This window comes from Adhaeribacter soli, assembly GCF_008727925.1.
Classification (GTDB): domain Bacteria; phylum Bacteroidota; class Bacteroidia; order Cytophagales; family Hymenobacteraceae; genus Adhaeribacter_A; species Adhaeribacter_A soli.
In genome coordinates, this window is the sequence record NZ_VTWT01000001.1 from 832,443 (window position 1) to 857,666 (window position 25,224).

The window sequence follows — 25,224 nt, forward strand, 5'->3', positions numbered from 1 at the left end:
ATTATACGTGGAAATACTACGTGAAGGTTTCTAAATTATGTACAAAAACATTCTTTCCTTGAGGCAAGATTTTATTCAAGCGTAAATAACCGTATTTTTGCCCCGTTTAAACGAACATTCCTGCTTCGCAAAAGGTTATGGAATGCAGAACCTGTGCTTATGAATAAACAATATTGCTCCAGCCTGACCGAATACCGTCGCCGCAAAACCATAGAAGTTACAATTGGCGATCTGCCCATGGGCGGCGATAATCCAATCCGGGTGCAGTCCATGACCACCGTAGACACCATGGACACGCTTGGTTCGGTGGAACAGGTGATCCGGATGGTGGATGCCGGCTGCGAATACGTGCGCATTACCGCGCCGAGCGTAAGCGAAGCCGAAAACCTCCGGAATATTAAAGCCGAGCTCCGCAAACGCGGCTACAACGTTCCTTTAATTGCCGACATCCACTTTACCCCGAACGCTGCCGAACTGGCCGCCAAAATCGTTGAGAAGGTTCGGATTAACCCGGGCAATTACGCCGATAAAAAGAAATTTCAGGTTATTGAATATACTGACGAAACCTACCAGGCCGAACTGGACCGCATCCGCGAACGCTTCGAACCGCTGGTAAAGATCTGCAAGGAACACGGCACAGCCATGCGCATCGGAACGAACCACGGTTCTTTATCGGACCGGATCCTAAGCCGCTACGGCGATACGCCACTGGGCATGGTGGAAAGTGCGCTGGAGTTTTTACGGATCTGTGAAGACCTTAATTACTATAATATTGTGCTTTCAATGAAGGCCAGCAATACCCAGGTAATGGTACAGGCTTACCGCTTGCTGGCTCAGAAACTGGAAGAAGAAGGCCTGGAACCATACCCGTTCCACCTGGGCGTAACCGAAGCCGGCGAAGGCGAAGACGGCCGGATTAAATCTGCTGTGGGTATTGGTACCTTGCTGGAAGATGGCCTTGGGGATACGGTTCGGGTTTCCTTAACCGAAGCGCCGGAACTGGAAGCTCCCGTGGCGCGAACGTTAATAAAACGCTACACCAACCGCGCCGGCCACGCGCCAATTAAGCCGGTTTGCAACGTTCCGATTAATCCCTTCCAGTACGAACGCCGCCACACGCGGGAAGTGGAGAATGTAGGCGGAACCAACGTGCCGCGCATCGTAGCCGACCTGAGCCGGATCGAAAACATTCAGTACGCCGATCTGAAAGGAGTAGGGCACCTGTATTCCATGCTGCTCGATAAATTCAACATGAACGACTTGGGCGCGGACTTTATTTATACCGGTGCCACGCCCATCAACTTCATGCTGCCGAACGGCCTGAAAGAAATTGTAGACTATGAAGCCTGGCTTTCAGCAGAAAACCGGGATGAACGCTATCCGCAACTTTCGGCCAAACAATACCTTTCCGGGGCAGAAAAGTCGGGACAGGTTAATTTTATTTTGGCAACTCTAGCCGATCTGGAACCGGAATTACTAGAAAAGCTGAAAACTGATAAAACGGCCGTGCTGGTACTGCAAACCGAAAACACCCATGCCATGGCCGAACTCCGCAAAGCCTTTTTCCGCCTTATGAACCAAGCGTGCGAAGTGCCGGTAATTGTGCGCCGCGACTTTACCGAAATGCCGGACGAAGACCTGCAGCTTTATGCCGCCACCGACCTCGGCGGTTTGCTAATCGACGGTTTAGGCGACGGCATTATGCTGGGAACAAGTTTAATGGCCCCGAAAACCAAAGCCGAATGGCTCCAAAAATCGGAAACGCTGAACAACCTCGGCTTCGGTATTCTACAGGCTGCCCGCACACGTATGAGCAAGACCGAATACATTTCCTGCCCAAGCTGCGGCCGCACCTTATTCGACCTCCAGGAAACCACCGCCATGATCCGCAAACGCACCGACCACCTGAAAGGCGTGAAGATAGGCATTATGGGGTGTATTGTGAACGGTCCCGGCGAAATGGCCGATGCGGATTACGGGTACGTTGGCGTTGGCAAAGGAAAAATAGCCCTGTACCGCGGACAGACCGTTATCAAGAAATCCGTTCCGGAAGAAAAAGCGGTAGACGAACTGATCAACCTGATCCGGGAAGATGGGAACTGGATCGAGCCGGTGAAGCTGGAAGAACAGGTACACTAAAAGGGTAAGAAGTTTATCTTGAAAAGTGCAAACCTCACAGGTCTTGGAGACCTGTGAGGTTTTTTAATTTGTCTGAACTAAGATTTTTGTGATTTCTATGATTTTTTCATGTGTACGGGCCAGGCTTGTCCCTGCCCCCACGCATTACTGATCAAAATCCCTATCAAAAATCCTGGCCATCCTGAAATCCCTTAAAACGTGTTCGGATAAATTGTCGCAATATCGTGGGGACAGGTCAAGCCCTGTCCGTACATTAATAGGCCACCCGGTTATACATAGCCAGCAACTCCCGCCATTCCCGGGTATTTATTGATTTCAATTGTTCTTCGGTAACCCGCCAGGTCCAGTTGCCTTCGCCTACGGAGGGCTTGTTCATGATAAACCGTTCGTCTAAATTTAGAAGATCCTGCAGCGGGAAAATGGCCAGTTCTGCTACCGACATAAGGCAGGTTTTAATCAGGGCCTGGCTTACATTATTGGCCGTAATTTTCTGGTTCAGGTAGGCTTCCATGCGGGCGCGGTCTATGGGTTTCATTTCCTGTTTGAACCAGCCTTTGGTGGTATTATTGTCGTGGGTGCCGGTGTAGGCGATCATGTTGGGTTTGTGGTTGTGCAGGGCAAAAACGCTGGTGGCAATGTCTTCGCTGAAGCCGTATTGCAGCACTACCATGCCGGGTAAATTAAACCGGTCGCGGAGGTCGTACACGCCCGGGCTTACGTAGCCCAGGTCTTCGGCAATAAAGGGCATGTCCGGGAATTTCTTTTGCAGGGTTTTAAAGAAGTCATCGGCCGGACCGTCCTGCCAAGCGCCGTTTATAGCGGTTTTCTCGCCGGCCGGTACTTCCCAGTAATCAAAAAAGGCGCGGAAGTGGTCCAACCGGGCTACATCGAATAACTTCAGGTTGTGCGCCAGCCGTTTGATCCACCAGTCGTATTTAACTTTTTTGAGCTTTTCCCAGTTGTAGATCGGCGTACCCCAAAGCTGACCGGTTTCGCTGAAATAATCCGGCGGTACGCCTGAAACGGATACCGGTCTTTTTTCTTTATCCAGCTTAAAATATTCCGGATTGGCCCAAACTTCGGCGCTGTCGAAACTTACATAAAAAGGCAGATCACCAAAGAAGTAAATACCTTTTTCGTGGCAGTAATTCTTCAGCATAGCCAATTGCCGGTAAAAAAGGAACTGGCAGAATTTAACGTATTCCAGCTCATCGCGATGCTCCTGAATTGCGGCGGTTAGAGCTTTGGCATTCCGGTCGCGGAGTTTCGGGTCCCATTCCAGCCAGGTAACGTTGTTGTTCAGATCATCTAAAACTGTAAACAGCGCATAATCATCCAGCCAGTCGGCATTCTCCCGCACAAACTGGGTAAACTCTTTCAGGTTCAGCGCTTCCGATTCTGCTTTGAAATGCTGGTACGCTTTGCGAAGTAAGCCTTTTTTGTAAACAAAACCCTTGTCGAAATCGGCCTTGCTTTTTTTGAAGCCGTTCTTTGCTTTTACATCGTTGCGCGTCAGGTAGCCGTCTTTCACGAGCAGGTCCGGACTGATCAGCATGGTATTACCGGCAAAGGCGGATGTGCTGCTGTAAGGCGAGTAGCCGGTGCGTTTCTCGGCCGGATTCAAGGGTAAAAGCTGCCAGTATTTAAAACCGGCCTCGGCCAGAAAATCGGCAAAGTTATACGCTTCCGGTCCCAAATCGCCCAAGCCGTAAGGCCCTGGCAAAGAGGTGATGTGCAAGATTATTCCGCTGCTTCGGGCTGTTTTCATACGTTTTCAGAAATTAATAAGGCTACTGGTAAGGAAGCAAAAACCTCGGATAATTTCAGACTTGAATTTCCGGTAATCGTTTCATCAGTAAAATAATTGTGCCAGGTGGCAGGAGCGCCTGCTGGCAACTGAACCGCGCTGCTGCTCCAGGCTTGTTCGCCCAGCGGGAAAACACTAGGTTTGGAGATCTGACTTACATGAAGCGGCACCAGAACGAGGCACCATCCGGAGGCATGTTTCCGGGCATACCCAAGCACTTTGCCGGCACTTTCAGCATTCAGATTTAAAGGAATATATTCGCCTTCGGTGAAAAGCTCCGGGTTTGCTTTGCGGCACTGCAAAGCCTGCCAAACCGTAAACTGTTTTACGCTGGCGTCGGTCCAGTTTTCGAGCAGACTTTTCAGCAGGTTTTTCCTATCGTTTCCGGCTTGTTTCTGCATCCGGGTTAACTGTCGCTTGCGAAGGTCAAAATTTACCGGGCGACGGTTATCCGGGTCTACCATGCTCAGGTCCCAGAGTTCGCAACCCTGGTAAATATCCGGAATGCCAGGTGCGGTGATCTTCACTAAGGTTTGCCCCAGGCTGTAAAGCATGCCGTAGAAATTGAGTTGCTGCACAAAGGGTATAAAAGTTTTCCGGAATTCGGAATTTTCGGCAAAGAGCTGCTGGGTGAATTCGTGTACGCCTTCTTCATACGCCTCGTTCGGTTCCGACCAGTTGGAGTACATTTTAGCTTCGCGCACGGCTTTGGTCATTGCTTCTTTTACCCGGTCCAGGAAATCGGCTTCTGGTTCGCCGGCCATCGGATACGCGCCGATCAAAGCTTGGTAAAGAAAGAACAAACGGTTTTTGGAAGGCGACTGCACATTGTCTTTCAGGATCAGGAAATCTTTATTCTGGTTCTGCCACAAGTCCAGTAAGCGGCTCCATTCTTCCGGCATTTCCGAAAGGACATTCAGGCGCACGCGGGCATCTTCGCCGCGCTTGGTGTCATGCGTGGCGGTAGCATTTTGGGCGTAGGGCCACAGCTGTTGCCGCTTAACCATTTCCTGGTGAAACCGCTCGATACTGATGCCAAACACTTCTGGATTGTCGCCCACTTCGTTATGCGAAATGAGGCGGTTGTAGTTGTAGAAGGTCGTATCTTCCACGCCTTTGGCAGCGAGCGGTCCGGTAAACTGCTGACACCGCATCAGGAAGCGCAAGCGGTTTTCGGGCGTGCCCGGCAAGGTGCTTTTTTCGCCCTGAAACAATTGGTGAAAGTAGTTCAGTTCTTTCTTTAAAAGCAGCGCAAATTTCTCGGCCCGGGCAAAAGCTTTTTCCAGTACTTCGGCATCCTGACCAACTACCGGAAGTTCGTTCGTGTAGAGCCGGTAAACGGGGAAAGCGGCCAGTAGGATCTTGAGCGCATCTTTTAAATGCTGCTCCGAAAAGCCTACCGTTCCCGGCACCAATTCCAGTTCCTGCATGAGGCTGAAAAGGTTGTCGAGTTCGCCCTGCATGTGGTTTTCCAGCATATAGATTTTTTTTTCGAAAACCATTTCTTCGTATTTGAAATCCTGCACGTCGGGTACCTGGCGGGCGTAAATTTCATCGAACTTTCCTTTGGCAGCCGTGTTCGTGAAAAGCTGGTTTACAATGGCCAGAAAGAAATAACCCGTGGTGCCTTGAACCGGCCAGTCCGTTGGCAGTTCTTCCACCAATTCCAGTATTTTCTCAACCGTCAGGTACGTATTTTCGCCGGCGGCTTCGCGCAAGCCTTGCAGGTAGGTGGCCGGATCTAATAGCCCGTCTACATGGTCTACGCGCAAACCCTGGAAGTAGTCTTTTTTTACCTGTTGCAAAATGAATTTATGGTACTCGGCAAATACTTCCGGCGCTTCCATGCGCAAACAAATAAGTTCGTTGATGGTAAAAAAGCGGCGGTAATTTATTTGCTGATCAGTTACTTTCCAGAGTTCCAGTTTAAAGTATTGCCGGTTCAGAATTTGGAGTAATTGTTCCTGGTTTTTATTCAGCTTTTCAATACCGTTTAGCAGCAGTTTCTCCAGTTCCGGATCTGCTTTAATTGCCGCTAAGGTTTCCGATTTCAGCTTATCCCAACCACCTAAATCTTTTTCAGAAATTTCTTCGGAATTAAAAGTTTGAAAACTTTCGGATAACCTTTTCAACTCCTGACTTTTTAAGCCCTTTTCGGCACCATTTTCCTGGAACAAACTGAGCAGTTCCGGCCAAGTTTGCAGGCTTACCGGGTAGTGGTTTTCGTAGAACTGTACCTGAAATCCGGCTTCGGAAAAAGTTAGTTTTACCTCGCCGTTGGCAACCGCTTCTTCGAGGGTTGAACCCAGAAATGGTGCCATTAATTTGCCTTTGTAAACCGGGTCTTCGTACTGCCAGTTCACGTCGAAAAAGTTGTAGAAATTAGAAGCCGGTCCTTTTTCGAAAACGTCCATAAGCCAGGCATTGCTTTCATGAAAAGCCATGTGGTTAGGCACGATGTCCTGCAGCCATTTTAACCCGTGTTTTTTTACGACACCCATCAGGCTTTCAAACTCTTCCGGCGTACCGATTTCCGGGTTCAGGACGTTGGCGTTCGTTACGTCGTAGCCGTGCGTGCTGCCGGGCCGTGCCTGAAAGATCGGGGAAGCGTAAATGGTATCGATTCCTAATTGCGCCAGGTAGGGCAGGTGCTGCTCCAGGTCCCGGAATTTAAAATCTTTGTGAAACTGAATGCGGTAAGTGGCAAGGGGTAAAAAAGGCTTCATGCTTTCATGTTTAAACTTTCGTACAGCGCATTGAAACGGTTGCACCAATTCCGGCTGTGCGGGTCATTCTGGCTACTAAGCTCGTGGTGGTGGCTGAACAATTTCCGTCTTAAGGCGAAGGCAATATTACGGGCCTCCCAAAGCTCGGGTTCAAGCTTCAGTTCTTTTATTTTTTCCAGAGCCGTAATTATCACGTTCATCAGCTCGGTATCTTCCGGAGTTTTCTGCAGCTGGTACATCAGGCCGGCAATGCTTTTGGCTATACTGAAATCGAGGGTAACGGTATCGAGTTCGGCCTGAAAACGCTTGCTGCTTTCGATGGTGCGGTGCAGCATTTCCACGTCCGGAACCGGACTGGAAAAGATGGCTTTCAGGTCGGTGTTTATCACGTAATTATCGATGTTTTTCAGCTCGCTGGGCAGGCTCATGTGCAGTTGCTTCAACGCCTGCATGAGCGGGTAATTGCTTTCGTAAAGCCGGCGGAAAAGCGCATCTACACTCGATAAGGTCTTCTGCAAAACCGAAGTCAGGATCTTGCGCTGGTCGTCGCGGAAAAGGTGCCAGAAAGAGTAATTATGCGCCCCGAAGTATTTGTCCTGCAGGTAGATGATTTCGTGAATGTTGCTCCGCTCAAAACTCTCCACGATCTCTTCCCGCATCGACTGGTAGGCCGCTTCGTTCTGCAACCTTCTTACGCCGCCAAACATTTGCTGGTCGCCTAAGTGCAGCACCGCGTAAGTAAATTCCGCGGTTTCCCAGGTCAGTTCCGATTTCAGGGCCGCCTGCCCGATGGCCAAACGATGGCGGCCGGCTTCGAACTCTTCGTGGTGCAGCGAAGTGGCTTGGTAGCAATAAATGTGGCTTTTGCGGGGGTAGCGCGTAAACAGGGAAGACACAGCGTAATGCACGCCCACGCGAAGCAGGTCCAGCATGGCCGGTTTTACCAGTTTGTCGTAAATGTCGCCGGCGCTTTCGTACTCGTCCTCGTTGCTTTTGGCCTGCGAGAGTTTTTCTTTGAAAGGCGTTTTGTAATCGTCTCCGGTTATGGAGGAGGCCAGTTGCAAGGCACGGGTAGCGTACGAAATATCCTGAATGGTGCCCAGATCCGTCACTTCATCGAAGAACCAGCCGCAACTCGTGTACATCAGCATGGCGTGGTACTGCATTTCGAGCAGCTTCAGGATCTTTATTTTATCGAGTTCCCCTAAGTTCTGTTTAAAGTTTACTTTCAGAAAGGCCGCCACATTTTCTTCCGACCGGTTCCCAATGACCTCAATGTATTTGTTGCGGAGCTCCCACGGATCGTCGGAATAATTCCCCATTTCCGCTTCATACACCGGCACCAGCGTATCGCGCACCCAATCGAAGGTCTCCCTTAAGGGGCCGCGCCATTTCTGGTTCCAGCCGGGCCGGCCGCCGGTATTGCAGCCGCAATTGCTCCGCCAGCGTTCCACTCCGTGCGAGCAGCTCCAGGAAGTGTTTTCAATAATTTCGGCTTCGTATTCCGGCGGAAATAATTCAAGGTATTGTCCATACACCGTAAGCTGGGCCAGTTTAGCGGTTTCTACGTGGTGCAGGGCATAGGTAAGCGCCATTTCTCCGAAGTGGTGGTGGTGCCCATAGGTTTCGCCGTCGGTGGCAATGTGCATGAGTTCAGGCTTGTCCTGTTCGGAAAAAGACCCCGTAAGCCGGTTGGCAAATACGATCCCGTTATTAAGCAGTTTCTCAAAAGCTACCGCCTGGGAAATACCGGCATGGTAAAAGAAAAGCGTTATCTCCTTGCCCGATGGAAGTTTGCACAGGTACGGCCTACGCGGGTCAACTTTGGCATCGGTAGCATCTTTCCAGTCCCGCGAGCCAATTTTCCGGATATGCAAGGCCTGGTAAGGGGAAAGAATGGTGAACTTGATACCTTGCTCCGCCATTACTTCGAGCACTTCGGTGTTTACGGCCGTTTCCCCACACCACATGCCTTCCGGTTCACGGCCGAAGCGTTTTTCAAAGTCCCGGATTCCCCAGATCACCTGGGTTTCCATGTCGCGGCGGGTGGAAAGCGGCAGAATGGTATGGTTATAGGCCTGAGCCAAGGCAGAACCGTGGCCGCCGTAGCGTTCCTGACTTTCCTTATCGGCCTGCAAAATGGCCTCGTACACCTGGGGCGCTTTTTTCTCCATCCACTCCAGCAAGGTAGGCCCGAAATTGAAGCTGATGCGCGCGTAATTGTTCACGATATCCACGATCCGGCCTTCTTCATCCAGTATGCGGGAAGCGGCATTCCGGCCGTAGCATTCAGCCGTGATGCGCTCGTTCCAGTCGTGGTACGGATAAGCGCCGTCCTGCAATTCAACTTCGTTCAGCCAAGGGTTTTCGCGCGGCGGCTGGTAAAAATGACCGTGAATGCAGAGGTATTTATTCATACGTTTACAGGCTCTAAAGGAAAAAAAACAGTACGGTTTCAGGCAAAAAAATGGCAGCCCCGGTTTCCGGAAATTACCGCTCCAGGATCAGGATGCTTTCGGGCGGTACCGTTACCTTTCCGGAAACTGCTGTTGCCTTACTTTCGGAAGAGGACGGACTGCCGCTATTCAGCAACAACTGCCACGTGGTATTGTTTTCCAGGGATATTTCCTGAGCTTCCTTGCCGAAATTATAGCGGCATAAAACCTCTTTATTGGCGGTCCACCTTTTAACAGTCAGCAGTTTTTTGGCCGGATCGGCTATCGTTTTCAGATTGTCTTTATCCAGATTGCTGAAAACTTCGTGGCTTTTGCGAAGCTGAATTATTTGGCGATAAAAATCCCAGAGCGCATAATGTTCACCTTCCTGGTAATTCCAGCTTAAAATTGAATTCTGAAAAGTTTCTTCGGCTTGCGGGTCCGGCACTTCTCCGGCCCATTTAAAGGCTTTGAATTCTTCTTTCCGGCCTTTCTGTACCGCTTCCACCAAATCCTTATCAGTGTGGCTTATGAAATACTGGAAAGGGTTTTTCTCGCCATATTCTTCCCCCATAAACAGCATCGGAACGTACGGCGAAAGAATATAGGTGGCCGCAATGAGTTTCAGCATTGGAAAAGATACGGTTTCCGAGATCCGGTCGCCCAGCATGCGGTTGCCTACCTGGTCGTGGTTCTGGGCAAACACCACAAACTGCCGGGCCGGGTTTTCTGCCGCGCTGTTGCCGTAAGTTTTGTGCCTGTGCGGCGAGTAATTCCCGTTATAAACAAAGGTGTCGCGGAAGGCTTTTTCCAGGTCCTCCAGTTTGCCGAAATCGGCATAATAGCCGTCCGTTTCGCCGGTTACCAGGGCGTACAGGGCGTGGTGAAATTCGTCGCACCATTGCCCGTCCATGCCGTTCCCGCCTTTGGCCAACGGGTTCACCATGCGCACATCGTTCAGGTCGCTTTCCGCGATCAGGAAATGTTTCTTACCCAGTTCCAGATTCAGTTTGTTTACTTCGGTGGCCAGTTCTTTCAGGAAATGGTTGGCGCTCATATCCATAATGGCATGCACGGCATCCAGACGAAGGGCATCGATGTGATATTCCCGGAACCACATTAAAGCATTCTGAAGAAAGAAATTCCGCACGCCATCGCAATACGCATCGTCAAAATTCAGGGCGCTGCCCCAAGGGGTTTTGTACTTGTCGGTAAAATAAGGGCCGAAATCGTTCAGGTAATTTCCTTCCGGGCCCAAGTGGTTGTACACCACGTCTAATATTACCGCAATTCCTTTCGCGTGGCAGGCATTTACCAGTTTCTTCAGCCCGTTCGGTCCGCCGTAAGATTCCTGCACCGCCGAAGGATAAACCCCGTCGTAGCCCCAGTTGCGACTACCCGGAAACTGGGAAACCGGCATAATTTCTATGGCCGTAATTCCAAGTTCCACCACGTAATCGAGCTTCGAAATAATGCCTTCAAAAGTATGCTGATCAGTAAAGGTTCCGGTGTGCAGTTCGTAAATGATCATCTTTTCCAGCGGCACGCCGGTCCAGGTTTTATCTTCCCAGGCAAAATCGTGGTGGTTTACGACCGCCGAAGCTTCGTGCACGCCGTCGGGCTGGTGCATGGAAGCCGGGTCCGGCCGCTCCAGATCGCCGTTCAGTTGAAATTTATATCGGGTGCCAGCCGCCACCGCTTTTACATCCACGGACCAGTAGCCAAATTCCATGGGCTCCATCCGGATGCTTTTTTCTTCCGGGGAAGTAATTTTTAAGGTTACGGTTTCGGCTTCCGGCGCCCACACGGTAAACCGGCAGGTTCCGTCCGGTTGTAGCCAGGCGCCGGTTTTCTGATATAAACTCATACTGTTTTTAATTCTTTTCAGGGTTTCGGAACAGAGCAGATCCGGTGCATTTTCCCGCGCAGTTTTTCAGCTTACTAAAAAGTTAATCATTTCAGCTAATAAAGTAATACTGCCGGCTGCTATTTTCCGCAAGATGCTTACCGGGTTTTTAAAGAAAGGTTATACTCCGCAAAGCAGAATTTATACGGAAATGCCCGGGACAAATTCTGAAAATCTTAAAAATTCTATATTCCGGGCGTAATAAAAGGCAACCGTATTCAAAAAAAATGGTAAAAACCTTATTTCATTGTATCAAGTATGAAACCTTGCTAATCGGAACAACTATTACACCTGATGAAACACCTCGAAGGAACCAAACGCGTAATCATAGATCATGTTAAGCCGGAAATAAACTCTGGCCAGTTTCCCATAAAAAGAGTGGTGGGAGAGAAGGTAGTGGTGCAGGCCGACGTTTTTACCGATGGTCATGACACCGTAAGGGCGCTGCTGCTTTACCGGCAGGCCGGCAAAAAGAACTGGCAGGAAAAACCCATGGAATTTCTGGGCAACGACCGTTGGGAAAGCGAGTTCGTTCCGACTGCTATGGGCATGTACGAATATACCGTGGCCGGTTGGGTAGATCATTTCCTGTTCTGGCAAACCGGTTTAAATAAGAAATACGAAGCCCACCAGGATATTGCGGTAGAACTGCTCATCGGGGCCGAAATGCTGGAACAAACGGCTGCCCATACCAAAGGCGGGGTAAACAAAAAACTGCTGAAATGGGCCTCCGCGCTCCGCCAGCCTAAAAACATGGCGGAGGCAGTAGCCCTGGCAACCGGTCCGGAAGTTTCCGAGCTCATGTACGAGTACGCCGACCGTAGTTTTGCCCGCCAGTATCCAAAGATCCTACAGGTATCGGTAGAGCGGCAAAAGGCGCTGTTCAGTTCCTGGTACGAATTTTTCCCGCGCTCCACTTCTCAGGAATACGGCCAGCACGGCACCTTCCGCGATTGCGAACGCATTTTGCCGCGCATTGCCGAAATGGGCTTCGATGTGGTTTATTTGCCGCCGATCCACCCGATCGGGATGGCTTTCCGGAAAGGCTACAACAACGCCGTAACGGCAGAGCCCGGCAACCCCGGTTCGCCCTGGGCAATCGGTGGCGAGGCCGGCGGCCACAAAGACATTCACCCGGAATTGGGCACGTTAGAGGATTTTCATTCCCTGGTCAGAAGAGCAAACGAACTCGGAATTGAGCTTGCCCTGGATTTTGCCATTCAGTGCTCCCCGGACCACCCCTACGTGAAATCGCATCCGCAATGGTTTAAGTGGCGGCCCGACGGCACGGTGCAATACGCCGAAAACCCGCCGAAAAAATACCAGGATGTGCTGCCCGTAAATTTCGAAACCGAAGACTGGGTAAACCTCTGGCAGGAACTCAAAAGCATCGTGGTTTACTGGATCAAACAAGGTGTCAATATTTTCCGGGTCGATAATCCGCATACCAAACCGTTCCCTTTCTGGGAGTGGCTTATTAAAGAAGTACGCGCCGTGTACCCGAACACCATTTTTCTGGCCGAAGCATTTACCCGGCCGCGCATTATGGAACGCCTGGGCAAATTAGGCTACACGCAATCCTATACTTATTTCACCTGGCGCGAAACGGCCGAAGAATTGCAGCAGTACATGGAGGAGCTTACCAAAACCGACATGCGCGAATATTACCGTCCGAATTTCTGGCCGAACACGCCCGACATTTTGCCGATCCATCTTCAAACGGGTGGCGAACCCATGTTCCTCAGCCGCGTGATCATGGCGGCTACCATGTCTTCGAATTACGGCCTCTACGGACCGGTTTACGAATTCGGCCTCAATACCCCGATGGCTCCCGGCAAAGAAGAATACCTCGATTCGGAAAAATACGAGATCAAGCGCTGGGACTGGGACCAGCATACCCGCATCCGGGACGTCATTACCAAGCTGAACCATATCCGGAAAGAAAACCCGGCCCTGCAAACTACCTGGCACATCGAATTTGCAAAAACCGATAACCCGAACATTATCTGCTACGCCAAAACCGACCAGGACATGACCAACCGGATGATCATTGCCGTGAACCTCGACCCGCATAACCGGCAGGCCGGCTGGATACAGGTTCCGGAAAAAGAACTCTGGCTCGACCCGGAAGAACCGTACCTGGTTTACGACCTGCTTTCCGGCCACACGTATACCTGGCGGCACGAATGGAACTACGTAGAATTGCACCCGGACCAGGTGCCGGCGCACGTGTTCCGCATCGAAGGGCCTTTGCTCCGGCCCGAAAAAGCAGCCGGCGAAAACAAGCCTGTTCACTGAATACAACCGCTTGCCTCCTGAAAACATCTAAAAAAAATAGGGTTCGGGAGAAAAAAAGTAAAAACAAAAACCCCGGAATTTCCTTTTAATGAGCGGCGGCTGCAACCGCATGTTCAGATAACTGCAACACACAATGGAAAAAACGCTGAAAGCACCAAAAACCCAAAAGGAACCGCAAACTACCAGTTCCGGCACGGCTCAGGAAAATGCGCTCCCTGACGAAAACCTTCGCTGGTACAAGGACGCCATTATTTACGAGCTCCACATCAAAGCCTTTAACGATAGCAACAAAGACGGTATCGGCGATTTTGAAGGCCTGCTCAGCAAGCTCGATTACCTCGAAGACCTGGGCGTCACGGCCATCTGGTTGCTGCCTTTTTACCCCTCGCCCTTAAAAGACGATGGCTACGACATTGCCGATTATTATACCATTAACCCATCGTACGGCAACATCAACCATTTCAAGAGATTCCTGAAAGAAGCGCATGCCCGCGGTCTGAAAGTGATTACCGAACTGGTGATCAACCACACCTCCGATCAGCATCCCTGGTTTCAGCGGGCGCGCCATGCGGCGCCGGGTTCGGTAGAGCGCGATTATTACGTGTGGTCCGACGATCCGAATAAGTACAAAGACGTCCGGATTATTTTCCTCGATACCGAATCTTCGAACTGGACCTGGGATCCGGTGGCCAAACAATATTACTGGCACCGCTTTTTCTCGCACCAGCCCGACTTGAACTACGATAACCCCAAGGTGCAGGAAGAAGTATTTAAAATGCTGGATTACTGGCTCGATATGGGCGTGGATGGCTTCCGGCTGGATGCTGTACCGTACCTGTTTGAGCGCGAAGGTACCAACGGCGAAAACCTGCCCGAAACCCACGCCTTCCTTAAAAAACTCCGCGCGCATTTAGATGTAAAATACCCGGGCCGTTTATTCCTTGCCGAAGCCAATATGTGGCCCGAAGAATCGGCTTCCTATTTTGGCAACGGCGACGAATGCCACATGAACTACCATTTCCCGATCATGCCGCGCATGTTCATGTCGGTGAAAATGGAAGACCGCTACCCGCTTATCGATATACTGGACCAGACCCCGGAAATTCCCGAAAGCTGCCAGTGGGCCATGTTCCTCCGCAATCACGACGAGCTTACCCTTGAAATGGTAACCGACGAAGAGCGCGACTACATGTATAAAGTATATACCAAAGATCCGCTTGCCCGCATCAACTTGGGTATCCGTCACCGCTTGGCGCCGCTGCTGGACAACAACCGGAGCAAGATCGAGCTCATGAACATTTTGCTGTTTTCCATGCCGGGCACCCCGGTAATTTATTACGGCGACGAAATTGGCATGGGCGACAACTTCTACCTCGGCGACCGCGACGGCGTGCGTACCCCGATGCAATGGAGCCCGGACCGCAACGCCGGTTTCTCGCAGGCCAATCCGCAACAACTTTACCTGCCGGTAATCATCGATCCGGAATATAAGTACGAAGCCGTAAACGTAGAAACCCAGGAAAAGAACCCGAACTCGCTGCTCTGGTGGATGAAACGGGTTATTGCCATGCGCAAACGCTTCAAAGCTTTCGGCCGCGGCAGCATCAAATTCCTTTCTCCGGAAAACACCAAAGTGCTGGCCTTTATCCGGGCCTACGAAGACGAAACCATTCTGGTAATATGTAACCTGTCGCGCTTCCCGCAAGCCGTGGAATTGCCGCTGGAAGATTACGAGAATTATACCCCGGTGGAAGTATTCGGCCAGAACAAATTCCCGAAGGTGGGTAAAGATCCGTACCTGATCACGCTGGCGCCTTATGGCTTTTTCTGGTTCGCGCTCCGCCAGGAAGAAACCACCGGAACCCTTACCGAATTGCCATCCATAAAACTGAACAACCTGACCGAGATCGGCCACAAATCGGTGCAGGAACTGGAAAATAAAATATTGCCGCAATACCTGATGAAATGTCGCTGGTTTGGTGGCAAAGCCCGTATCATTCAGCGGGTGGAAGTTACCGAGTACATCCCGTTCCCGGTAGACGGCGATGAAGCAGCCATGCTGGTAATGGAAGTTACTTACAACGAAGGCTTACCGGAACTCTACCAGTTAACATTAGCTTTTGCCGGCGACGAAGAAGCCGAATCCTTACGCAACCAGTCGGCCCAGAGCATTATAGCCAAGGCCTCGATCAATGGCCAGCCCGGCGTGTTGTACGATGCCGTGTTCAGCGAAGCTTTCCGCCATACCATTTTCCAGTATATGGCTAAACGGAAACGGATGACGTTGGGCAGAAATGCCGAACTGGTTTTCCAGTCGGTTAGCGGTACCAAACTGGAGCTGAAAGAAGAACAGAATTTCGTACCGTCGCGGATTCTGGGGGCAGAGCAAAGCAATACCTCCATTATATACGGCGACCAGTACTACTTTAAATTCTACCGCAAGCTCGACCGCGCCGTTAACCCAGACCTGGAAATTACCCGCTTCCTTACCGAACAGGCCAACTTCGCGAACGTGCCGGCCTACAAAGGCGACATTGAATTGCAAAGCCAGGGCAAGACCGGCATCATTCTGGGCATGATGCAGGAAATGATACCGAACCAGGGCGATGCCTGGGAGTACATCGGCGAATCCGTGAAACGGTATTTCGAAAGGGTATCTTCCATGGGCAAAAAAGTGACCCGTACCGTGCCTCGCGGCACGCTGGTAAATCCGGCCCCGTTCGAAAGCATTCCGGAAGAATTGCAGAACCTGCTGGGCGGCGCCTACGTGGAAAGGATCCATTTGCTGGGTACCCGCACGGGCGAAATGCACCTGGCCCTGGCTTCGAACAAGACGAATAAAGATTTTACCCCGGAAGATTATTCCCTGCATTACCAGCGTTCCCTTTTCTCTTCCCTGAAATCCTTGGTGCGGAGCAATTTCGACCTGCTGAAAAAACGCCTGAACGAGATACCGGAAAGCGCTCGTCAGGATGCCGAAGAAGTACTGGCCATGCGCGAAGAGATTCTGGAAAGATTCAAGCTCATTTTCGACCATAAAATAGATACCCTCAAGATCCGGACCCACGGCGATTTCCATTTAGGCCAGGTGCTGTTTACCGGCAAAGATTTCGTGATCCTGGATTTTGAAGGCGAACCGGCCCGCGCTTACAGCGAAAGAAGACTAAAACGCTCGCCGCTCCGCGATGTAGCCGGCATGATCCGGTCGTTCCATTATGCGGCTTACAATGCCCTTTTAAAAGATGCCTATCTGGCCGAAGAAGAAGGACCGGTAATGGATTACTGGGCCGAGCAATGGTACCACTACGTAAGCGGGTTCTACATGGAATCGTACCTGGAAGTAATGAATGGCAAAGATGTTCTGCCGGATAACCCGGAAGACTCCGAAGTCCTGATCCAGACCTTCCTGCTGGAGAAAGCTATTTACGAACTTGGCTATGAACTGAACAATCGTCCGGATTGGGTAATGATTCCGCTTAGAGGTATAAAATCAATTATGAACGCAGAGAAGAATGGCTAAAAGAACCAAAAAAACGACCGAACCCGAATTGAGCGGCGCTGCCTCCGATGTAGCCGAAATGCTGATGCCTGCAATAATTAACGATGCTTCCTTGCCGGCCGATCCGGCCCTGTCCGAAACGGAAATGCCGCCGCATTGCACCCGCTTTACCGAATTCGATATTTACCTGTTCCGCGAAGGCCGGCATTACAAACTTTACGAGAAATTCGGCGCCCACCTCATGACCTACAACGGCGTGCAGGGCACATACTTTGCCCTCTGGGCGCCAAACGCTGCCGCCGTTTCCGTAATCGGGGATTTCAATCACTGGCAGCCGGATGAACTTCCGCTAATGCCAAGATTCGATCATTCGGGTATCTGGGAAGGCTTTTTCCCGCAGATCGGCCACGGCGACCTTTATAAGTACCACATCCGCTCGCACCACAACGGATTTGAAGTAGCCAAAGCGGATCCCTTCGGCTTCTTTGCCGAAACCCCGCCGCATACGGCCTCCGTGGTCTGGGACATCCACAACTTTAAGTGGAACGATAAGAAATGGCTGCAGACCCGGAGTAAATGCGTGGGTAAACCCCAGCCGTATTCCGTTTACGAAATGCACCTGGGTTCCTGGCGCCGCAACCACGAAGAAGAGAACCGCCACCTGACCTATCTGGAACTGGCGCAGGAATTACCGGCTTATATAAAAGAATTGGGCTTTACCCACGTAGAATTTATGCCCATAATGGAGCATCCTTTCTATGGTTCCTGGGGGTATCAGGTTACCGGGTATTTTGCCCCGACCAGCCGCTTTGGTACGCCGCAGGATTTTATGGTACTGGTAAACGCTTTGCACGAAGCCGGCATCGGCGTAATTCTGGACTGGGTGCCTTCGCATTTCCCTTCCGATCAGCACGGCTTGGTTTATTTCGACGGAACTCACCTGTACGAGCACGCCGACCCGCGCAAAGGGTTCCACCCCGATTGGAAGAGCTACATCTTTAATTACGGCCGCAACGAAGTAAAGTCTTTCCTGATCAGCAACGCGCTTTTCTGGCTTGATATGTACCATGCCGACGGCCTTCGGGTTGATGCGGTAGCCTCCATGCTTTACCTCGATTATTCCCGCAAAGAAGGGGAGTGGATCCCGAACGAATACGGCGGGCGCGAAAACCTGGACGCCATTAACTTTATCCGGGAATTCAACAATGCCATTCACCAGGCGCACCCCGATACCTTAACCATAGCCGAAGAATCTACGGCCTGGCCGGGTGTTTCGAGGCCTGCTGCCGAAGGCGGTCTGGGCTTTAATATGAAATGGATGATGGGCTGGATGCACGACACGCTCAGTTACATGGAAAAAGAGCCGATCTACCGCCAGCACCACCAGGGCCAGATCACCTTCAGCATTATTTATGCCTTTGCCGAGAACTTCATGCTGCCGCTTTCCCACGATGAAGTCGTGTACGGCAAACGCGCCCTGGTCCGGAAAATGCCGGGCGACGACTGGCAGCAGTTCGCCAACTTACGGTTACTCTACGGTTATATGTACGGGCACCCCGGCGCAAAGCTTATTTTTATGGGCGGCGAATTCGGGCAAACCAGCGAGTGGGCGCACGAAAGCAGCCTGGAATGGCACCTGACCCAGTACCCACTTCATGCCGGCATGCAGGCTTTACTGCAGCGGCTGAACCATATCTACAAAACCGAAAAAGCCTTGTATGAATACGAGTTCGATTCGGAAGGCTTTGAGTGGGTAGACTTCCACGATTCGGCCAACAGCGTGATCAGCTTCCTGAGAAAAGGGAAAGCCTCGAAAGACCAGATCATGGTGGTGTGTAACTTCACGCCGGTACCAAGGGAGAATTACCGCATTGGGGTACCGAAAAAAGGAACCTGGGCCGAGCTCCTGAATACCGATGATGCGGCCTTTGGCGGCAGCGGTACAGGCAACCCGGAAGAAGTGAAATCGGAAGCGATTGCGGCGCACGGCCGCGAAAATTCCATAGCGCTGAACCTGCCGCCTTTGGGTACAATTTACCTTAAAATGAGTAAATAAGGGCCTGGTTTTTAGCCGGAAAATAGTACTGTTTTCCGGCTAAAAACCTATATTTACCTCAGAAAGGGGGGTTGTTGCGTACTTTATTTGAATTGTTTAAAGAATTATAACGTACGATACATCTTTTCTCCGCATACGGAAATTGTACCGATTTATACTTAATTTTTAATGCAATTCACCAACCGGAATTTTGTAAGTTATTCATTATTAGTGTAGTTAAAAAATATGCAATTTGTAATATATAGAACTTGTATAAACCTAAAGTCATAATATAAAGTAATACCTTTAAAGAAAGAAATCAGGCCCTAAACTCTAAGCTCTTACATCATGTCGAGGACCATTATTGTATCTAACAGACTTCCGGTTACTGTCCTTAAAAAAAACCAGCAAATTGAATACAAAACCAGCGAAGGCGGTTTAGCCACCGGCCTTGGCAGCGTTTACAAGGAAGGAGCGAATAGATGGATCGGCTGGCCGGGCATTTTCCTGGAGGAAGAAAGTGACCAGCTTCAGGTTGCCGCCGACCTGCAGGCAGACCACATGCACCCGGTTTTCTTAACGAAAAATGAGATCAAGGAATTTTACGAAGGCTTCAGCAACGAAACCCTCTGGCCTACTTTTCACTACTTTTTACAGTATGCCGTTTACGACCAGAAGCTTTGGGAAACGTACCGCCGGGTAAACCAGAAATTCTGCAACGAGGTAATGAAAATTGCCAAACCCGGCGACACGATCTGGATCCACGATTACCAGTTATTGCTGTTGCCCCAGATGCTCCGGGAAAATTTACCCGACAGCAGCATTGGCTTCTTCCAGCATATTCCATTCCCCTCGTACGAAGTTTTCCGTCTGCTTCCCTGGCGCGAAGAGCTGCTTAACGGCATGCTGGGGTCCGACCTGCTTGGCTTCCATACCTACGACGATACCCGTCACTTTTTAAGCTCCGTAAGCCGGATCCTGGGGTACAATAACCAGCAGGGCCTGATCGACACCGGTAAACGGACCGTAATGGTAGATGCTTTCCCGATGGGAATCGATTACGACCGCTACGAAGAAGTGGCCCTATCGGAGGAAGCCCATCGGCGCGAAGCTTCCTTCCGGAAATCTTTTGACGGGCAGCGGATCGTTCTTTCTATTGACCGCTTGGATTACTCCAAAGGAATTCCCCAGCGGTTGGAAGCCTTCGAAGGTTTTCTGAAACGGTATCCGGAATTCCATGAAAAAGTAACGCTGCTCATGATCGTGGTTCCATCCCGCGACCAGGTTGGCAAGTATAAAGAACTGAAAGAAGGCGTAGATGAAATGGTGGGCAGGATAAACAGCACCTACGGCACGCTGCACTGGCGCCCGATCAATTACTTCTACCGTTCCTTCCCGCTGGAATCGCTTTCGGCGTTTTACCGCATGGCCGATGTGGCCCTGGTTACCCCGATGCGCGACGGCATGAACCTGGTTTGTAAAGAATACATAGCCAGTAAAACCGACCAGAAAGGCGTACTGATCTTAAGTGAAATGGCCGGGGCTTCCAAAGAGCTTTCCGATGCCATTCTCATTAACCCGAACGACCAGAACCAACTGATCCAGGCTTTATATAAGGCCCTTACCATGCCGGAAGAGGAACAGCACATGCACATGGTGCAAATGCAGGAATCGCTCCGCCGCTATAATATTCACCACTGGGTTAACCTGTTTATGGACCGGCTCAGCTACATTAAAATTAAACAATTATCTATGGCAACCACGCTGCTCGACCAGCACGAAGTTCAGGTGCTCAATTCGGAATACGTTAACGCCCAGAACCGCTTAATTTTTTTAGACTACGACGGTACCCTGGTGGGCTTCCAGGACGCGCCGCAAAAAGCCCGGCCCGATCAGGAGCTGGTTACGCTGCTCGAAAACCTGACCGCCGACCATAAAAACCGGGTGGTAATTATCAGCGGTCGCGACCGCGTTACCTTAGATGATTGGCTAGGCAAACTGGATGTGGATATTATTGCCGAACACGGTGTCTGGCTGAAAGAAGGCGGCGAAGACTGGCACATGATCCGCAACCTGAGCAGCGACTGGAAACGCGATATCCGTCCGATCATGGAACTGCAGGTAAGCCGCACGCCCGGTTCTTTTATCGAAGAAAAAGATTATTCCTTGGTTTGGCATTACCGGAAAGTGGAGAAAGGCTTGGGCGAACTCCGGGCCCGGGAACTGCACACGCATTTATCGTACCTGGCCTCCAACATAAACCTGCAGGTAATGGAAGGAAATATGGTGCTGGAAATTAAAAATACCGAAGTAAACAAAGGCGCGGCCGCTACCCGCTGGCTCGAGAAATTTCCGGCCGAGTTTATCATGGCGCTGGGCGACGACCGTACCGACGAAGATACTTTCCGGGCCATGCCGCCGAGCGCTTTCACCATAAAAGTAGGGAACACCCGCTCATCCGCCCGCTATTACGTAGATGCCGTACGCGACGTGCGGCGGATCATAAGAGATTTGCTCACCCAGAATAAAGCTAATTCAAAGCTTCGGATCAGCGCTTAATTTACCTTAAACAATTTGTTTCAGCACCCGGAATTAACGCATTTGCATTAAAGCCGGGTGCTGAATCTTTTTAGAAAGGGTAGGGGTTTCGGTTAAAAGAATACGTATAATTTCACAACACACTTTTGTAAAATGTAATTCAAGGATTTCACGAAGGCTGAATGGGGCCCATTATTTTTAGTCTCTTCAGGAAGATAAAATTGAAAGCCCGATAAAATGAAATAAAGGTCAGAAATTTTATGCCCCTTTAATATTACCTATAATTGCAGAATTTTAAATTTTTCTCTACCTTGACTTGTTCTCTTAAGAGAAGTAAAAATGAATAGTATGAAAGGCTTATTTAATTTTACGGAAGTGCTTACGTATTTTTTCCGGAAGCCCGATCCGAACCGGAAACCGACGTTCAACCTCCGTGTAATGCACGGAATTAATAAAATTTCGATCCTTATTTTCCTGGTTTGTTTAATTGTAATGGCCATAAGGTTATTTACCCGATGAACATAGAGGATTACCGCGAATATTGTCTGGCTAAGAAAGGGGTAACCGAAAGTTTCCCTTTCGATGCCGATACGCTGGTTTTTAAAGTCGGCGGCAAAATGTTCGCGCTTACTAACCTTTCCGATTTTAACGGCGGTATTGCCCTGAAATGTGAGCCGGACAAAGCTATTCAGCTCCGCGAGGAGTTTCCGGACGAAGTGGAAGGCGCTTATCACATGAATAAAAAGCACTGGAACAACGTAAAACCAAACGGCTCTATTCCGGACCTGGTAATTAAAGAATGGATCGATCAGTCTTACCTGCTGGTTTTTAATTCCCTTACCCGCTCCCAAAGGCTGGCCGTAGAAACCGAAAACGAAAGACCACCAGGCCTGATTTATTAACGGCGCACTTTTCTATCCCGCATGTTTAGGCGAAGCCGTAACTTGTGGGTTAATTCTTTGGTCAGTTTGTAACTGACCTTGCCTGCAAGGCAAAGATCCTGCCTGCTATGGAAAACTGAAATAGTTGAACAGCAACTTCCGCCAGTTACAAACTGGCTATTTGAAGAAAGTCACAAGTTACGCTCCGCTAAACTTGTGGCATGCTTTAACCTTTTAGCCTGCTTAAAAGAAAAAGGCGAAACCTCCCTTCAAATCGGTAGCAAAAACAAACAAAAAACCCGGCCTTAAATACCGGGTTTTGCTATTAATGAGGAAGTTGCGTTTGCATAGGCTGAGTTAGGTTTTCTGCCGGAGTACTTACTTCTTCCGAAGAAACCACCAACGGAGCAGTTTCTTTCAGGTGTTTGTCAGGCCAGGTATGTACTTTGCTTAAAGAATCCCACATCAGGCGGTCGAGTTCCGGGTAGAAATTATCATCTTCCGGACGGGCATTTAAAAGCAGTACCCATTTCTTGCCGTCTTTAATATGCGCCATTAAGGTTGCGCTGCCGGTTAAGGCTCCCGTGTGCCACCAGTTGCCATTCGGGTTCACAAACCAGCCCATGGCATAGCCGCGACGGTCGCTGGTTGGAGTGGTCATCAGGGCAACCGTTTCGGGTTTAAGGGGCGCGGCTTCATCTTTGCGGTCGAGGCTGGCCATTAGCTTTATCAGATCGGGTGCCGAAGCGATCCAGCCTCCGTGTGCATCCATGGCTTCCAGGTTAAAGCCGCCGTATTGCAAAGGCACTTTTTTGGCTTCGCCGGTTACCGGTTTTACTTTCCGGTCCTTCGGATCGAAATAACGCACTTCCAGCGGATTTTTATCTTCGTAATTGTTTTTACCCAAGGCCATGCTTGTAATTCCCAACGGCTGGAGAATGGCGTTCTGCACGTAAACCTCGTACGTATCCTGGGTTACCTCTTCAATAATGCGACCCAGGATATTAAAGCCCAGGTTAGAATACGCAAACTGGGTTCCCGGGGTAAAATCGAGCGGCTTTTGCAGCATGTACCGGATAATGGAAAGGGCATCGGCCGGAGCCGGTACGTTCATGGCATCCGCAATTTTTACGGCATTGAACATTGGATCGCCCTCGGGGCTGGTATCGCGGTCCCAGCCGGCGGTATGCTCCAGTAAATGCTGTATGGTGATTTGTTCTACCCGGTTATCCGCATAATTCAGGAAAGGGGCGGAACTTAGCACCCCGCCGGCACCAAAAACATGGTCGTCGATGCACAGAATATCATCCTGGATCAGCTTCATGATGGCCATGGCCGTTATAGGTTTGGATAGGCTGGCGATCCGGAAAAGATGGTCGGGCCGCATGGCCTGATTTTCGTCGGCCTGACCAAAGCCCCGCGCATAAAGTAACTGATCATCCTGGGCTACCGCTACGGCCGCTCCGGGAATCTGCCATTTCTTCAGGAAAATGGTGACATCATCGTCTACCACGGTAAGTTCGGGAACAGGTGTACCGGTTTGCGAATAGGCAGGAGGGATGATGAAAAAAGTCATAACCTGAATAAGGAAAAACGCCAGGTTAAAGTTCTGGTAAAAAATTAATGCCAAGGTAAAAAAGAAAATTGCGTTGCAAACGCTGCCAACAGAAATAAAAAAGCCAACGAACACAGCCCGAAGCTGCTAAGGAATTTTAGGCCATAGCTTTCCCTTGTAGCCGGAAATTCGGTAACGAAAGGGCAACCAGGCTGAAAACCTTCAGAGGAAGTATTGGTAATTCGCCAAAGTCACAGAAGGCCGGCGAAGAGTGGGTAAAAATTAATTCAAATTCCGGTGTTATAAAATTGTACTCAAATCCGGAAGCTTAAATCAATATTTTGTCTAAAAGACTGAATTACAGGCTCCGAATCGATTAAATAACGGCAACACCAGAGAAAAAATTGTACAGTTTGTCAGGAAAAAATATCCAATGTTTAGCAAAAGTGCAAAAACGGATATTAATCCCGGAAATTACTGTTACAAAAGTTAGCGCTGAAAGAAAAGAAGGTTTTATGCTTTGGAGAAGTAAAATAAGGCAACCCCGTTTTCATATACCTGGTGACGGGTTAATTTCAGGTTTTCCTGCTTTTTTATCGATGGAAAGAGTTCAATGCCTTCGCCCAGAATTACCGGAATATAAGCCAGAATAAACTCATCGATCAAACCGGCATTGTGCAGCAAACTCATGATCTCGCCCCCGCCCAGAAGCCAGATATCCTTGCCCCGGTTTGCTTCAAATTCTGTACAAACTTCACCGGGTCTTCGTTAATCAATTGCGCTTCCGGTATTAAGGTGCGCTCTTGATTGTGCGAGAAAACATAGCTGGTTTTATCTTTATAAGCCCACTCGCCGAAGTCGGCACACACCTCGTAGGTTTTGTAGCCCATCACAATGGCATCGATTCCGGCCATGAATTCGGCATAGCCGTAATCGTATTCTTCCAAAGGCGGCAACCAATCGATTTCGTCGTTAGGGCGGGCAATTTTACCGTCTAAACTGGTAGCGGTGTAAAGCTTGAGTTAGCGCATGAGGTTATGGAATGGTAGCCAAAACTAACCAAGATTTTCCTTCCCGGCAACAGGTGTTTTTCATTTTCATGGGAATAGCCGTAGCTTTGCAGAAAATTTAAATCTCCGATGCGCCGTTCTATCCTCATCAAATATCTGCAAGTGCTGTTTTTTATCGTTGTTGGCTCCGTTAACTTTCTGAATGCTCTTAAAACCGGCAGCATTATAGACTGGATCGTTTATGCTTTTTGTATGATCGGGGTAATGGTTGTGGCTTTCTCCATTAAAAGCCAACGGGATAGAGAACGGGGAATTGTTGACGAAAAACCTGCTGCTAAAATTAAGCTGAAAAAGAAAGTGAAGAAGTAATAAAAAAAAACCTCACAGGTCTCCGA

General features: G+C 49.9%; 15 protein-coding genes. 8 read left to right on the top strand and 7 right to left on the bottom strand.

The window, feature by feature from the left end; translation table 11 throughout:
* Positions 1-159 precede the first annotated feature (159 nt).
* Positions 160-2,139, top strand: a complete 1,980-nt coding sequence (gene ispG, locus F0P94_RS03400; protein ID WP_150902285.1) for a (E)-4-hydroxy-3-methylbut-2-enyl-diphosphate synthase — start codon at positions 160-162, stop codon at positions 2,137-2,139.
* Positions 2,140-2,392: 253 nt separating this feature from the next.
* Here the strand turns inward: ispG and malQ are convergent, their stop codons facing one another.
* The 4 genes from malQ to treZ all read right to left on the bottom strand — a co-directional run bounded on the left by malQ (position 2,393) and on the right by treZ (position 10,974).
* Positions 2,393-3,907: a 4-alpha-glucanotransferase gene (gene malQ / locus F0P94_RS03405; RefSeq protein ID WP_150902286.1), complete on the bottom strand. Its 1,515-nt coding sequence runs from the start codon at positions 3,905-3,907 to the stop codon at positions 2,393-2,395.
* Positions 3,904-6,672: a malto-oligosyltrehalose synthase gene (gene treY / locus F0P94_RS03410; RefSeq protein ID WP_150902287.1), complete on the bottom strand. Its 2,769-nt coding sequence runs from the start codon at positions 6,670-6,672 to the stop codon at positions 3,904-3,906. The genes malQ and treY overlap by 4 nt, the downstream gene beginning before the upstream one ends.
* Positions 6,669-9,089, bottom strand: coding sequence for a DUF3536 domain-containing protein (locus F0P94_RS03415; protein WP_150902288.1), 2,421 nt, complete (start codon positions 9,087-9,089; stop codon positions 6,669-6,671). Before F0P94_RS03415 ends, treY begins: the two co-directional genes overlap by 4 nt.
* A gap of 73 nt (positions 9,090-9,162) precedes the next feature.
* The gene (gene treZ / locus F0P94_RS03420; RefSeq protein ID WP_150902289.1) at positions 9,163-10,974 is read right to left on the bottom strand and encodes a malto-oligosyltrehalose trehalohydrolase; all 1,812 of its coding nucleotides are present in this window, start codon (positions 10,972-10,974) and stop codon (positions 9,163-9,165) included.
* Between the two features lie 333 nt (positions 10,975-11,307).
* On the opposite strand from treZ, the gene F0P94_RS03425 reads away from it, so the two are divergent.
* The 6 genes from F0P94_RS03425 to F0P94_RS03445 all read left to right on the top strand — a co-directional run bounded on the left by F0P94_RS03425 (position 11,308) and on the right by F0P94_RS03445 (position 22,285).
* The gene (locus tag F0P94_RS03425) at positions 11,308-13,311 is read left to right on the top strand and encodes an alpha-1,4-glucan--maltose-1-phosphate maltosyltransferase (RefSeq protein WP_150902290.1); all 2,004 of its coding nucleotides are present in this window, start codon (positions 11,308-11,310) and stop codon (positions 13,309-13,311) included.
* Between the two features lie 133 nt (positions 13,312-13,444).
* Positions 13,445-16,831 carry a maltose alpha-D-glucosyltransferase gene (gene treS, locus F0P94_RS03430; protein WP_150902291.1) on the top strand — a complete coding sequence of 1,129 codons (3,387 nt, stop codon included), beginning with the start codon at positions 13,445-13,447 and terminating at the stop codon, positions 16,829-16,831.
* Positions 16,824-18,866, top strand: coding sequence for a 1,4-alpha-glucan branching protein GlgB (gene glgB / locus F0P94_RS03435; protein WP_150902292.1), 2,043 nt, complete (start codon positions 16,824-16,826; stop codon positions 18,864-18,866). The genes treS and glgB overlap by 8 nt, the downstream gene beginning before the upstream one ends.
* A gap of 327 nt (positions 18,867-19,193) precedes the next feature.
* Entirely contained in the window at positions 19,194-21,404 is a 2,211-nt protein-coding gene (locus F0P94_RS03440; RefSeq protein WP_150902293.1) for a bifunctional alpha,alpha-trehalose-phosphate synthase (UDP-forming)/trehalose-phosphatase, read from the top strand.
* A gap of 327 nt (positions 21,405-21,731) precedes the next feature.
* Positions 21,732-21,902, top strand: coding sequence for a DUF6728 family protein (locus F0P94_RS19560; protein WP_191906899.1), 171 nt, complete (start codon positions 21,732-21,734; stop codon positions 21,900-21,902).
* A complete protein-coding gene (locus tag F0P94_RS03445) occupies positions 21,899-22,285 on the top strand; it encodes an MmcQ/YjbR family DNA-binding protein (RefSeq protein WP_150902295.1) in 387 nt (128 codons plus the stop codon). Before F0P94_RS19560 ends, F0P94_RS03445 begins: the two co-directional genes overlap by 4 nt.
* 304 nt (positions 22,286-22,589) lie before the next feature.
* Here the strand turns inward: F0P94_RS03445 and F0P94_RS03450 are convergent, their stop codons facing one another.
* The 3 genes from F0P94_RS03450 to F0P94_RS19820 all read right to left on the bottom strand — a co-directional run bounded on the left by F0P94_RS03450 (position 22,590) and on the right by F0P94_RS19820 (position 24,766).
* Complete coding sequence (locus tag F0P94_RS03450) at positions 22,590-23,894, bottom strand: serine hydrolase domain-containing protein (RefSeq protein WP_150902297.1); 1,305 nt, start codon at positions 23,892-23,894, stop codon at positions 22,590-22,592.
* A gap of 438 nt (positions 23,895-24,332) precedes the next feature.
* Entirely contained in the window at positions 24,333-24,509 is a 177-nt protein-coding gene (locus tag F0P94_RS19815; protein ID WP_262714322.1) for a dihydrofolate reductase family protein, read from the bottom strand.
* Entirely contained in the window at positions 24,506-24,766 is a 261-nt protein-coding gene (locus F0P94_RS19820) for a dihydrofolate reductase family protein (protein WP_225307102.1), read from the bottom strand. Before F0P94_RS19820 ends, F0P94_RS19815 begins: the two co-directional genes overlap by 4 nt.
* 192 nt (positions 24,767-24,958) lie before the next feature.
* Between F0P94_RS19820 and F0P94_RS03460 the strand changes: the two genes are divergently transcribed.
* Entirely contained in the window at positions 24,959-25,198 is a 240-nt protein-coding gene (locus F0P94_RS03460) for a hypothetical protein (protein ID WP_150902299.1), read from the top strand.
* The last annotated feature ends 26 nt before the right edge of the window (positions 25,199-25,224 follow it).

Bases quoted from the DNA above. Each gene is read 5' to 3' on its own strand.
- ispG (WP_150902285.1), top strand. From the start codon at position 160: ATGAATAAACAATATTGCTCCAGCCTGACCGAATACCGTCGCCGCAAA.
- malQ (WP_150902286.1), bottom strand. From the start codon at position 3,907: ATGAAAACAGCCCGAAGCAGCGGAATAATCTTGCACATCACCTCTTTG.
- treY (WP_150902287.1), bottom strand. From the start codon at position 6,672: ATGAAGCCTTTTTTACCCCTTGCCACTTACCGCATTCAGTTTCACAAA.
- F0P94_RS03415 (WP_150902288.1), bottom strand. From the start codon at position 9,089: ATGAATAAATACCTCTGCATTCACGGTCATTTTTACCAGCCGCCGCGC.
- treZ (WP_150902289.1), bottom strand. From the start codon at position 10,974: ATGAGTTTATATCAGAAAACCGGCGCCTGGCTACAACCGGACGGAACC.
- F0P94_RS03425 (WP_150902290.1), top strand. From the start codon at position 11,308: ATGAAACACCTCGAAGGAACCAAACGCGTAATCATAGATCATGTTAAG.
- treS (WP_150902291.1), top strand. From the start codon at position 13,445: ATGGAAAAAACGCTGAAAGCACCAAAAACCCAAAAGGAACCGCAAACT.
- glgB (WP_150902292.1), top strand. From the start codon at position 16,824: ATGGCTAAAAGAACCAAAAAAACGACCGAACCCGAATTGAGCGGCGCT.
- F0P94_RS03440 (WP_150902293.1), top strand. From the start codon at position 19,194: ATGTCGAGGACCATTATTGTATCTAACAGACTTCCGGTTACTGTCCTT.
- F0P94_RS19560 (WP_191906899.1), top strand. From the start codon at position 21,732: ATGAAAGGCTTATTTAATTTTACGGAAGTGCTTACGTATTTTTTCCGG.
- F0P94_RS03445 (WP_150902295.1), top strand. From the start codon at position 21,899: ATGAACATAGAGGATTACCGCGAATATTGTCTGGCTAAGAAAGGGGTA.
- F0P94_RS19815 (WP_262714322.1), bottom strand. From the start codon at position 24,509: ATGAGTTTGCTGCACAATGCCGGTTTGATCGATGAGTTTATTCTGGCT.
- F0P94_RS03460 (WP_150902299.1), top strand. From the start codon at position 24,959: ATGCGCCGTTCTATCCTCATCAAATATCTGCAAGTGCTGTTTTTTATC.